This is a genomic window from Corallococcus sp. AB045 (assembly GCF_003668895.1).
Taxonomy (GTDB): domain Bacteria; phylum Myxococcota; class Myxococcia; order Myxococcales; family Myxococcaceae; genus Corallococcus; species Corallococcus coralloides.
In genome coordinates this window covers 1-10,940 of record NZ_RAWN01000126.1, presented here as the reverse complement: position 1 = coordinate 10,940, position 10,940 = coordinate 1, and the positions used below count along the sequence as shown (strand labels likewise).

The window sequence follows — 10,940 nt, the reverse complement described above, 5'->3', positions numbered from 1 at the left end:
GAGGGGTCATGCGAGGCGCGATGACGGTCATCGAGCGCGACGTGGACGCGATGCTCATCCCCAGCGGGGACAAGGTGTTGCTGCCGGCGGGCTCGGAGTTGACGGTGGTGCAGACGCTGGGCGGCAACGTCACGGTGCAGGACCCGTACGGCCAGCTGTTCCGCATCGACGAGAAGAACGCGGACGTGCTGGGCGAGGAGTACGCCGCCAAGGCGAAGACGGCCGATGAGAGCGTCACGCTCGGTGAGTTTCACGAGGAGCAGGTCTGGGAGCAGCTGCGCACGGTCTACGACCCGGAGATCCCGGTGAACATCGTGGAGCTGGGGCTGGTGTACACGTGCAAGGCCACGCCGCTGGACGAGGGCGGTCAGCGCGTGGACATCGAGATGACGCTCACGGCGCCCGGCTGCGGCATGGGGCAGGTGCTGGTGGAGGACGTGCGCTCCAAGGTGTCCGCGCTGCCCGGCGTGAAGGAGGCGAACGTGGAGCTCGTCTGGGAGCCGCAGTGGGACCAGAGCCGCATGTCGGACGTGGCGCGGCTCCAGCTGGGCTGGATGTGAAATCGCCGGGAGGGTGCTCTAGCGTGCCCGCCCATGGTGACCATCCTGGGAGGACTCCTGTGGGTGCTCGCGGCCACGCCCGTCGCGAAGCCCCAGGGGGAGATGGACGCGGCCTTGAAGGCCGTGAAGACCGGTGACGCGAAGACGCGCAAGGACGCCTACGCCACGCTGTGGAAGCTGGGCGTGCGCGTGTCGATTCCGCGGGCCGCCCAAGGTGCTGAGTCCTCGGAGCCTTTCGCCTTGAAGGGGCCTGGGGGCCTCGCTTGTTCGCGCCCGCTCTGGACCCAACTTGTCCGGCGCATCGACGACGGCAATGGCGGAAGCACCGAACGGGAGGTCGTGGCGTTCGCGCGGGACAGGGACTCGCTGCCCCCAGAGGAGGAGGTGCTGGACCTGCCTCCCAATGCTCCCGCGATCCTCCTGCGCGAGTCAGGCTGGGAGAGCACGCGGGGCTGTGACGTAGGAGGCTTCGCGGATCCGAGCAATAAGGGCCTCGAGCGGCACCCCGCCGTGCGCAAGGCACTCCAGGAGTGTTGCGCCGGGAAGCAGGATTGCCTCGGAGAGGGCTGGACGCAGGACGAGGGCTGCTCCAACCAGACCCTCGATGCGATGAACCTGGCCCTCGAGCAACACCGCGCCTCGGCAGCGAACACCCTCACCACGCGGCTGCGGCAGTGTCTTCCCGCGAAGGACAAGGTCGGCCCCGGGCAGGACCCGTGCGAGCTGGCGGACAGCCCCCGGTGCGCCCGTTACCAGGAGTGCCTGCGGAAGGTGTCCGATGATTCCCTCGCCCGGGGAACCGGCACGCTCGACGCGGAGCTGGCGCTGTGGCTGGAGGCGAACATTGGCGCCTGCGTGGCGAGGAGTCGCCAAGGCCGCGCCTGCACCCTCATCGTCGTGGATCCATGCCAGGGGCGCGTGGGCTATCGCTGCTCGGACGAAGTCATCCGGGAACTCCAGGTTCCCTAGACCAGGGCTTTGCGGCCGCGTGCGACCAGGCCCAGCGTGGCCGCGGCGGCGAGCCCACCCGCAAGCCACCGGGGCCAGCGCGGCGCGGCTTCCGCCGTGGAGCGGCGGGCGATGGCGGGCGACATGCGCTCCGCGAAGAGCTCCACCAACGCGTGCTCGAAGGCGAGCAGGTCGTGCGGCCCCCGGCTGGACACCCAGTTGCCGTCGCGCACCACGGGCTCGTCCGTCCAGTGCGCGCCCGCGTTCTCCATGTCGTTACGGATGCCCGGCCAGGACGTCAGGTGCCGGCCCTCCAGCAGCCCCGCGGACGCGAGCAGCCACGGCCCGTGGCAGATGACCGCGATGGGCTGATCCAACAGGTCCGCGTCCTTCACGAAGTCCAGCGCCAGGGCGCTCTGCCGGAGGAAGTCCGGGTTCATGAAGCCGCCGGGCAGGAGCAGCGCGTCGAAGTCCGCGGCCTTCACGTCGCGCAGCGTCGCGTCCACGCGCACCTTGCGGCCGGGAACCAGCAGGTTCATGCCCCGGATGCGGCCCTTGTGAAGGGAGACAATGGTGACGTGCGCGCCCTCGCGCTCCAGGCGCTTCACCGGCCGCGTCAGCTCCACCTGCTCGAAGCCATCCGCCGCCAGCACGGCCACCTTCATCCCCTTCAGCTTCTTCATTGCCCTGTCCTCCCGATGTCCCGATGTCTGGGGATGCCCTACAACCCGAACCTGCACGGTGCACATGCCCTTCCGGGAGGGGAAGCCGAGGGCAGGCGGGCAGGCAGGCGCCCGGAGTGATGCCTTCCCGCTGACTGGTGCGGCGCGGCACACAGCGGCGCTGGACGCCTTGGGGGAACGGCTCTACGACAAAGGCAGCCCGCCTGAGCGCGGGCCCCTTTTTTGGAGGCGCACGGCATGTCCCCCTCGTTCTCTTCCCGGATGCACCGCGGCCTGCTCGCGAGCACCGCGCTGCTGCTGGCCCCGCTGGGCTGCGCCACGTCCTCACAGGCGGGCGCCGCGCGTGACGAGGCGGCCCTGCGCACGGACGCGCCGCCGCGCGTGAAGCCGAAGTGGGGGCTGGTCATCCACGGCGGCGCGGGCGTGATTTCGCGCGAGAACCTGACCCCGGAGCGCGAGGCCGCGATGCGCGCCGTGCTCACCGAAGCGCTCCAGGCGGGGCACGCGGTGCTGGCGAAGGGGGGCCGCAGCATGGACGCGGTGACGGCGGCCATCCGCGTGATGGAGGACTCGCCGTACTTCAACGCCGGCAAGGGCGCGGTGTTCAACCACGACGGCGTGAACGAGCTGGATGCGGCGGTGATGGACGGCAAGACTCGCATGGCCGGCGCGGTGGCCGGTGTCCATCACATCCAGAACCCCATCGACCTGGCGCGGCTGGTGATGGAGAAGTCGCCGCACGTGATGATGGTGGGCGACGGGGCGGAGGCCTTCGCTCGGTCGCAGGGCATGCCCCTGGTGGACGCGAAGTACTTCTTCACGGAGGAGCGCTGGCAGGGCCTCCAGCGCGCGCTGGAGCAGGAGAAGGCGAAGGGGGCACCGCCCGCGGAACAGGGGCAGCCGTCCACGCAGGGCCAGTCGCCCACACAGCCCGCGCAGCCGGTGACGCCCGCGCCGCCGCCCGCGTCGGCGCCGCAGCCGGTGACGCCCGCGCATCCGCAGCCCGGCTCATCACTGACGCCGGGCGTGGACCCCATCACGGGGGACCACAAGTTCGGCACGGTGGGCGCGGTGGCGTTGGACATGGACGGCAACCTCGCGGCGGGCACGTCCACGGGCGGCATGACCAACAAGCGCTTCGGCCGGGTGGGGGACGCGCCCATCATCGGCGCGGGCACCTACGCGGATGAGCGCTGCGCCGTCTCCGCCACGGGCCACGGCGAGTTCTTCATCCGCTACACGGTGGCGCGCGACATCTGCGCCCGCGTCGAGTACCAGGACCTCCCGCTGCCAGAGGCCGCCAGCTACGTCGTCAACGATGTGCTGGTGAAGGCCGGCGGCGAGGGCGGCGTCATCGCCATGGACCGCCAGGGCCACGTGGCCATGCCCTTCAACTCCAGCGGCATGTACCGCGGCTACATCAGTGAAGACGGCACGCCCACCGTCGCCATCTTCCAGCAGCCCTAGGCAGGCGTCCGCGCCCGGCTCCGCGCACCCCTGACGGGTGCGCGGAAGCGGCGCGGGGACTACTGCTTCACGAGGAACAGCTCGCGCACCTGGAGCAGGTCCACGTCACCGGCGAAGCCGGAGAACTTCTCGTACTCCGCCGGGCTGACGCGGGCGCGGGGCAGGTTGAAGGACTCCGAGATGCTGAGCGTGCGTCCGTCCTGCTTCTCCGACCGGGTGAAGTGGCCGAACTGGCTGTCCACCTTCAGGCCCGTCTGCGGGTCGCTGAGCTTCCAGCCCTGGGGCAGGGTGAGCGCGACGTTGGTGCGGCTGGCCTCCGTGTCGTCGATGTAGAGCGGCGTGGTGCGCGTGGACAGCTGCACGTAGCGCCGGCCCAGCAGGGCGGGGAAGGTGAGGGGGCCCAGCGCCATGCGGCTGTCGCCCTCCATGCGCCCGAAGCGCGGCACGGTGAACGCGTAGCGCAGCACGAAGGGCGCGCCCACCACCTCCTGGTGCTCCAGCTTCACGGACGACAGCTCCGCGCCGCCGAAATAGCGCGACACCGCGCCCTGGAGCGCCTGGTTGCGGCTCTCCGCGGAGAGCTGCTCGAAGGCCTCGGCGATTTGAGCGGCCTCGAAGCCGGAGTAGGTCTCCTCGCCCTGGCCCTTGAGGCTGCCATCGGCGCCCAGCTCCAGCGTGAGCTTCACGTCCTTGCCCGCGCGCGGCTTGAGCGGCGGCGTCTTCACCTTCTGCAGGGGCTTGCCGGGCTCCGGCAGCAGGTACGCCTCGCGCTCGCCCATGGCGGTCTCCGGCAATTCGCCGAAGGGGCCGTAGCGCACGGACGTGTCCAGCCACACCGGCTGCTCTCCCGGCACCTCCACGCGCAGCGCCGCGTAGGGCAGGAGCGCGTCCGCCGGGAAGAGGTACGGCGCGGGGTCGGTGTTGAAGGTGCGGATGGCGGCGACGCGCGACGGGATGCCCAGCGTCTCCAGGCCCGCCTTCATCACGGTGAGCCGGCTGCCGCGGTCCTGCGCCACGGTGGAGGCCGCGGACTGCGCCAGGCTCGCGTCGCGGCCGGAGAAGCGCTTCATCACCGCGGCGTGCAGCGCCTTCACCGCCTCCAGGCCCTTCTTGCCCTCCGTGGCCTGGCGCGCGAACGCCTCCACCTCCGAGGTGCGAATCCACCGGTCCTGGAACGCGTCACCGTACACGCGCGCCAGCCCGTCGTTGCCCGTCTCTCCCGCGCCCACCATCACGAAGGGCAGGTACTCGTTGCCAGAGGGCGGCGCGTCCGGCTCCGGGATGAACGGCGGCACGCGGCGCGCGTCGTAGTGGAACACCTCCACGTCGCCCTTCACCTCCGGCGGCGGCGCCTTCATGCCGTGCGCGTCCACCTTCATGCCGCTGCCCTTGGGCGCGACCACCGTGTACGTGCTCCACGCGTTCGGCTGGTTGGCGATCTGGAAGTAGAACGCGGACGCGGTGAAGCCCGGCTGCGCGGGGCCGCGGTCGCTTTCGGGCAGCAGGTACTCCACCTCCACGGAGTCACCGACCTGCACGCCGGGCAGGCTCATGGTGTCCTTGCCCTCGATGTTCTCCGGCTCCAGCACGCGGCCGTCCGCCTTGAGCGTGCGCAGCGCCAGCACCTGGGCGCCGCGGGGGATGTTCACCTCCGCGATCTCCTGCACGCCGGACTGCTCCAGCGCCTTCTGGATGGTGTGGATGCGGTTGACGAGCGAGCCGTCCGGGTAGACCTGCACCGCCGCCGCGTCCAGCACGTACGCCGCCGCGCTGCCGCCCGTCACGGGCGCAGCCTCGTAGGCCTTCAGCGCCTCCTTGCCGTCGATGGCGTACGCGGCCAGCACCTCCTTGCCCGTCTTCGCGCGCTCCACCGCGCGGCGCAGCGACAGGTCCGTGCCGTCCAGCTTCAGGGCCTGCTCGCGCAGCTTCAGCGCCTCCGCGCCCTGGCCCGCGTACTCGCGCACGTCCGCCAGCCGCTTGAGGATTTCCGCGTTGCGCGGCCACACGGTGGCCAGCGTCTGGAGCACCTTCGCCGCGTCGTCGTAGCGGCGCTGGCTCACGTAGACGCTGGAGAGCGCCGCGGCGGTGGTGAGGTTGTCCGGGTCCTGCGCGAGCAGCTGCGTGTAGCCCTTGGCCGCGCCGTCCAGGTCGCCGCGCGTGCGCAGGTGGTCCACCCGCCGCGCGTCCGCGCCGGGGCAGCCCTCCTGGGCCTTCACCAGCTCGTCGGTGCGGGCCACCGCGTCGCGCCGGCGCGCCAGCGAGGACTGCAGCCCCAGCGCCTCGCACAGGCCCGGCTGGGCCTCCAGCGCCGAGGCCAGGGCCACCTCCGCCTGCGCGTCCACGTCCAGCGCCAGCGCGGCGCGGGCCTGGAGGATGTGCACCGGGAAGCCCGCGGGCTTCACCGCGTCGCGCGCCGTCTTCAGCGTGTCCAGCGCGGTGGCCGGCTGGCCGTCATCCAGGAAGAGGTCCGCGCGCAGCAGCAGCGCGGCCACGTTGCCCGGGTCCTTCGCCAGCGCCGCCTCCAGGTCGCGCGTGGCCCGGCCTCGCGCCACCTTGGACGGGATGCCCCGGTCCTGCGCGGCCTGCTCCGCGCGCAGGGTGAGCAGCGCGGGCGTCGTCGCCTCCAGCTTCGCCATCAGCCGGTGCGTGCCGTCCAGGTCGCGCGCCAGTCCGTCGCGCACTGCCAGGAAGATGCTCAGCGTCTCGCCGGCCTCGCCCTGGAGCGCCTGGGCCAGGTCCTCCGCGCCCGGGTACATGTCCGGGGCCTCCACCTGGCCCGGGGCGCTCGCGTTCCAGCGCGGCGCGGGCCCGGTGGCGGCGGTGAGGCGCACGCCGGAGGGGCTTCCGTCCGCCTTCGCCAGAGCGAAGGAGAGGCCGCCCTGCGTGTTGTCGCGGGACATCTTCACCACGAAGCGGTGCTTGCCGGCGGGGAGCTCCAGCGCGCGCACGCTCACCGTGGACGCGGTGCGCGCCCAGTCGCGGCGCTCCAGCACGGGGGCGCCGTCCATCAGCACGCGGTGCGACGTCTGGCTCACCGTGCGCAGCATGTACACGCCGGACTGCATCACCTCCGCGTCGATGCCCAGCGCGTACATGTCCCCGTGGCCGGGCTCGCCGCCCAGGTCCAGCCGGCCGTCCGGCGAGCGCAGCGTGCGCGCCGCCAGCGGGCCGTACGCGCTCGTGAAGGGCCCCGCGAAGGAGCCGTCCTTCTCCGGCGGGATGGGCTCGTCGATGGCCAGCACGTGGAAGGGGGAAAAGGGGCCCACCAGCGTGGCCTCGCTCGCGCCGCCCAGGTCCTTGAGCGTCTGGGCCTGGGTGGCCGTGTCCGCGCGCAGGCTCGCCACGGACAGGCGCGCGGCGCGCAGCAGGTAGGCCGTCTCACCTCGGGCGCCCGCGGCGAGTCCAGCGTCCACGCCCTTCAGGATGGTGTCGTCCTCCGCGCGCGAGGTGCCTACGCGGTCCAGCACGTAGCGCGCGGCGATGACGGCCACCGGGTGGCGGGGCGCGCGCTTCACCAGCTCCAGCGACGCGGCGAGCGCGCGGTCGGACTGGCCATTGCGCCGGGCCAGCAGCGCCTGGCCCTGCAGGGCGTACGGGTCGCCGGGGTCCTTCTGCACGGCGGCGTCGAAGCGCTGCTGCGCGAGCTTCGCGTCACCCGCGACGAGGTATGCGTGGAAGCCCGCGAACGCGAGCGTGCGCGCCTCCGCGTCAGCCTGGCCGGCCCGCTCTGCGGCGGTTTCGAGCACATGGGGCGCGACGACGGAGGAGGGCCGGGGGCAGCCGGTGAGGCCGGCGACGAGGGCGAGCGCGGTCAGGCCGCTGCGAAAGGTGCGCATAGGGGAGCGGCCGGGGTCTCCGTCATGGGGGCGGGCTTGTCCACCGTGTAGGTGAGCCCCTCGACGGTGCAGGTGCCCTCGATGCAACCGATGGTCGGCGCGGGGAGCTCGCCGAAGTGGGCCTGCCAGTCCGGGCCCAGGTTCAGCGGCTCCGCGATGGGGCGCTGGTCCTTCCCCTGGCCGGCGAAGGCCTGCATCACGCCGTCCTCGGTGACGAACAGCTCCAGCCGCACCTCGTTCTCCGTGGGTGCGAGGCCCAGCATGGCGCCGCTGCGCTCACCCAGGGACCACTCCAGGGTCAGCGGCGCGCCCGCGCCGTGGTGCACGAGCGTGACGTAGCGGCCGTCCCGGCCCATCAGCCCCAGCGAGGCCACCGGCTCCGGCGGAGGGCCGTCCCAGAGCTCCTTCAGTCGGCGCTTCCACGTGGCCGGCGGCGCTTCCGCGCGCACGCGCGCGGTCAGCCGGGCCACGCCGCCCACCAACCCCATCACGTCCACGCGCGCGCGGCCCACGCGCGACGCCGCATCGTCGTCCACGGGGGGGAAGACGAGGGTCTTGTTCTCGAAGTTCAGCGTGCGGCCGGCCACCAGCATCTGCGGCAGGTCCGGGCCGTCCCCCATGGTCACGCGGCGCTTGTCCGGGGTGACGTCCTCCACCCGGCCCGGGCCGTTGCGGGGCGAGCCCGACAGCTCCTTGGCCATGATGGCCTTGCCCGGCAGCGGCGGCTGGACGCGCACCTGGCCACTGCGGTTGTACGCCACGCCCAGCACGCCCACCGCGGCCAGCACCGTCACCCCTGCGGCCGTCTGCGCGGTCACGCGCGCGGCGCGGCGCATCGAGGCCTTCGCCCGCTGCCAGCGCGTCAGCCGCAAGGGCGGCATGGACAGCAGGCTTCCGGGGACCAGCGGCTCCAGGTCCGCGATGAGCGCGGTCACGGACGGATAGCGCTCATCCGGATCCGGCTTGAGGCACCGCATCACGATGGCGTCCACGCGTGCGTCCAGCCCCGCGCGCTTGCGCGACGGCGGATCGAAGGTGCCCAGCGGCACCTCGCCGGTGAAGGTCTCGTAGAGGATGACGCCCAGGGAGAAGATGTCCGCGCGCGCGTCCGCGCTCTTCGCGTCCACGCGCTGCTCGGGCGCCATGTACGAGATGGTGCCCATGGACACGTGCGTGGACGTGAGCGCGAAGCGCGACGCCGCGGACGCGTCATCCAGGAAGGACGCCAACCCGAAGTCGGACACCTTCGCGATGCCGCCGGCCTGCTGATCCAGCAGGATGTTCTCCGGCTTCAGGTCGCGGTGGATGACGCCCCGGCCGTGCGCGTACTCGATGGCCCGGCAGATTTCGAGCATCCGGCGCAGGAGTGCCGGCGTGTCCATGGACGGGTTGCGCATGAGCTCGCGCAGGGACGGCCCGTCCACGAACTCCATCACCAGGTAATAGGTGTTGTCCGTCTTCCCCTTGTCGACGATGGCGACGACGTGGGGGTGGCTCAGCGTCGCCAGCGCCGCGGCTTCTTTCTGGAAGCGCGCGATGAACGACGGGTCCTTGGCCAGATCCGGGTTCAGCAGCTTCACCGCGACCGTGCGGCCGAGCGACAGCTGGGTGGCCTTGTGGACCTCTCCCATGCCGCCGGCACCGACGAGCTTCTCCAGGCGGTAGCCGCTGACGAGGTCAGGAGGCCGGGAACGACTGATGGCAGTGGGCTCGAACGAGGACATGGGCGGGGAACAGGGCGGCGAGGGTAGCAGAAACGGGGCGCCGCGTTACCGCTCCCCAGCTGCCCTTCCGGCCCCCTCCCGCTCGCCGGGTGGGCGGGCGGCCATGACCCGGGTGAAGCCACCTTCCGTGGGAGCCCCAAATGGGCTCCCCAGCTCGGCTCGGGTGTCGGCTCAGGTATCCCCGGCGACGGGGCGCAGCACGCTGGTGAGGTTGGTGCGCACCTGGGACAGCGAGGAGCGCATGTTCGCGTGCCGCACCGACGCGCCAACGGCCCGCGCCAGCGACTTGAGCAGCGAAATCTCCTCCGGGCGCCACAGGCGGGCCTGGCGGCAGTCCTCGAACGCCACGAACCCCCACCACTGCTTGGCCGGGACGATGGGGCACAGCAGCACGGACTGCACGCCCTGGCGCTCCAGCAGCTCGCGCATCATCGGCGGCGCTTCCTTGGTGGTGCAGGAGACCACCATCTGCGCCTCCAGCATGTCCGCCCACGCCATGGCGTAGTCGCGCATCGGCAGCGCGCGCAGCACCGGGTGCGCCAGCGGGGACACCACCCCCGGCTCCGCCCACGCGTAGCGCAGGTCCGTCATGAACCGGCCCGCCAGGTTCGTGGTCCGGTTCTCGAAGAGGCACGCGCGGTCCACCTTCAGCGGCCGGGCCACCATGCCCAGTGCATCCGAACCCGTGGCCGGGCACAGGCCCTTATCCAGGAGCAACCGCGACGCTTCGGACACCTTCGTGAACGCTTCCACCATGACCGTCTCGCTTGAAGGGGGGGAGGGGGTCACCCCTTCCTGTCGTGGATGAGCTGTCATCCACACATGTCCCGTTATGCAGGATTCCTCTGTTCCTGTCAAATGGTGGTTTTACTGGAAACCCAAGAAGAGGAGAGTCGGAGCGTTGCAGGGCCCGGAAACGCGAACAGGGGCGCCCTCGTGAAGAGAGCGCCCCTGCTCGGGCACGGCGTGTGGTGCGTCCCTTGGAGGAGGGCGGCGGACTACTGCGCGGACTTCTTGGAGGCGGGGGCCTTCACGGGCTTCTTGGTGCCGTTGGTGCCCTGCATCATCGTCTCCGTGCGGCCGGAGGGCGCGGTCTCGGTGGCCGCCTCGGTCTTGCCCTCGGTCTTCGCGGGGGCGTGCGGGTCGGCCTGGATGCCGTCGCCGGTGGGGGTCTCGAGGGTGCCGGTCGCGGGGGGATTGACCGGGCCCCGCGTATCCGTGGGCGCCTTGGTGGGCGGCGGGGAGGCGATGGCGGCGGAGGCGGCGAACAGGGCGGCGACGAGGAAGGTCTTCATGATGATGGGCTCGGATTCGTGACAGACGGCCCGCGCTGGAGTGCGCCGGGCATCGTCATCGCGGCTCTAGAGGGGGGCGGAGGTTTGTTTATTCACTCGCCGTCACGTGGAGCCCGCTCACACGCAACAGGTTGAAGGCCGCTGGAGTGGCAACGATTCCGCTCCCACGCACAAACGACAACAGGGGCGCCCTCGTGAGGAGAGCGCCCCTGCCGGGACCGCGTCCTGTCCGTCCCTTGGAGGCGGACAGGGCACGAGTGAAGAGAGGGATCAGCCCTCGGTCTTCGTCTCGGTGGTGGTCTTCTTCTCGGTCTTGGTCTTCGTGCCCTTCTTGCCGGCCTTGCCCTCGGTCTTGGTCTCGGTCTTGGTCTCGGCCTTCATCTCACCCTGCGCCGCGGGGGCGGGGGCGGCGGCCTCGGTCTTCGCC

The 10,940-nt window shown here is 71.6% G+C and carries 8 protein-coding genes; 3 read left to right on the top strand and 5 right to left on the bottom strand.

Annotated elements, in window-relative coordinates:
* Positions 1-8: 8 nt before the first annotated feature.
* Together sufT and D7Y21_RS26500 are read left to right on the top strand one after the other, a co-directional pair.
* On the top strand, positions 9-560 hold the full coding sequence (gene sufT, locus D7Y21_RS26505; RefSeq protein WP_120561938.1) for a putative Fe-S cluster assembly protein SufT: 552 nt from the start codon (positions 9-11) through the stop codon (positions 558-560).
* A gap of 33 nt (positions 561-593) precedes the next feature.
* On the top strand, positions 594-1,529 hold the full coding sequence (locus D7Y21_RS26500; RefSeq protein ID WP_121716486.1) for a hypothetical protein: 936 nt from the start codon (positions 594-596) through the stop codon (positions 1,527-1,529).
* Here D7Y21_RS26500 and D7Y21_RS26495 read toward each other — a convergent pair.
* A complete protein-coding gene (locus D7Y21_RS26495) occupies positions 1,526-2,191 on the bottom strand; it encodes a type 1 glutamine amidotransferase domain-containing protein (protein WP_120561937.1) in 666 nt (221 codons plus the stop codon). The genes D7Y21_RS26500 and D7Y21_RS26495 overlap by 4 nt on opposite strands.
* A gap of 237 nt (positions 2,192-2,428) precedes the next feature.
* Between D7Y21_RS26495 and D7Y21_RS26490 the strand changes: the two genes are divergently transcribed.
* On the top strand, positions 2,429-3,658 hold the full coding sequence (locus D7Y21_RS26490; RefSeq protein WP_233612289.1) for an isoaspartyl peptidase/L-asparaginase family protein: 1,230 nt from the start codon (positions 2,429-2,431) through the stop codon (positions 3,656-3,658).
* A gap of 59 nt (positions 3,659-3,717) precedes the next feature.
* On the opposite strand, the gene D7Y21_RS26485 is transcribed toward D7Y21_RS26490, so the two are convergent.
* From D7Y21_RS26485 to D7Y21_RS26470, 4 genes are all read right to left on the bottom strand, one after another.
* The gene (locus D7Y21_RS26485) at positions 3,718-7,494 is read right to left on the bottom strand and encodes a tetratricopeptide repeat protein (protein ID WP_121716485.1); all 3,777 of its coding nucleotides are present in this window, start codon (positions 7,492-7,494) and stop codon (positions 3,718-3,720) included.
* Positions 7,470-9,218 carry a serine/threonine-protein kinase gene (locus D7Y21_RS26480; RefSeq protein WP_121716483.1) on the bottom strand — a complete coding sequence of 583 codons (1,749 nt, stop codon included), beginning with the start codon at positions 9,216-9,218 and terminating at the stop codon, positions 7,470-7,472. Before D7Y21_RS26480 ends, D7Y21_RS26485 begins: the two co-directional genes overlap by 25 nt.
* A gap of 171 nt (positions 9,219-9,389) precedes the next feature.
* Positions 9,390-9,974, bottom strand: coding sequence for a GAF domain-containing protein (locus D7Y21_RS26475; RefSeq protein WP_120561934.1), 585 nt, complete (start codon positions 9,972-9,974; stop codon positions 9,390-9,392).
* A gap of 242 nt (positions 9,975-10,216) precedes the next feature.
* Positions 10,217-10,513 (bottom strand): hypothetical protein, encoded by a 297-nt coding sequence (locus D7Y21_RS26470; protein WP_121716481.1) that lies wholly within the window; start codon positions 10,511-10,513, stop codon positions 10,217-10,219.
* Positions 10,514-10,940 lie beyond the last annotated feature (427 nt).

What these genes read in the sequence shown, in the direction of transcription:
- sufT (WP_120561938.1), top strand. Translation starts at nt 9, where the DNA reads ATGCGAGGCGCGATGACGGTCATCGAGCGCGACGTGGACGCGATGCTC.
- D7Y21_RS26500 (WP_121716486.1), top strand. Translation starts at nt 594, where the DNA reads ATGGTGACCATCCTGGGAGGACTCCTGTGGGTGCTCGCGGCCACGCCC.
- D7Y21_RS26495 (WP_120561937.1), bottom strand. Translation starts at nt 2,191, where the DNA reads ATGAAGAAGCTGAAGGGGATGAAGGTGGCCGTGCTGGCGGCGGATGGC.
- D7Y21_RS26490 (WP_233612289.1), top strand. Translation starts at nt 2,429, where the DNA reads ATGTCCCCCTCGTTCTCTTCCCGGATGCACCGCGGCCTGCTCGCGAGC.
- D7Y21_RS26485 (WP_121716485.1), bottom strand. Translation starts at nt 7,494, where the DNA reads ATGCGCACCTTTCGCAGCGGCCTGACCGCGCTCGCCCTCGTCGCCGGC.
- D7Y21_RS26480 (WP_121716483.1), bottom strand. Translation starts at nt 9,218, where the DNA reads ATGTCCTCGTTCGAGCCCACTGCCATCAGTCGTTCCCGGCCTCCTGAC.
- D7Y21_RS26475 (WP_120561934.1), bottom strand. Translation starts at nt 9,974, where the DNA reads ATGGTGGAAGCGTTCACGAAGGTGTCCGAAGCGTCGCGGTTGCTCCTG.
- D7Y21_RS26470 (WP_121716481.1), bottom strand. Translation starts at nt 10,513, where the DNA reads ATGAAGACCTTCCTCGTCGCCGCCCTGTTCGCCGCCTCCGCCGCCATC.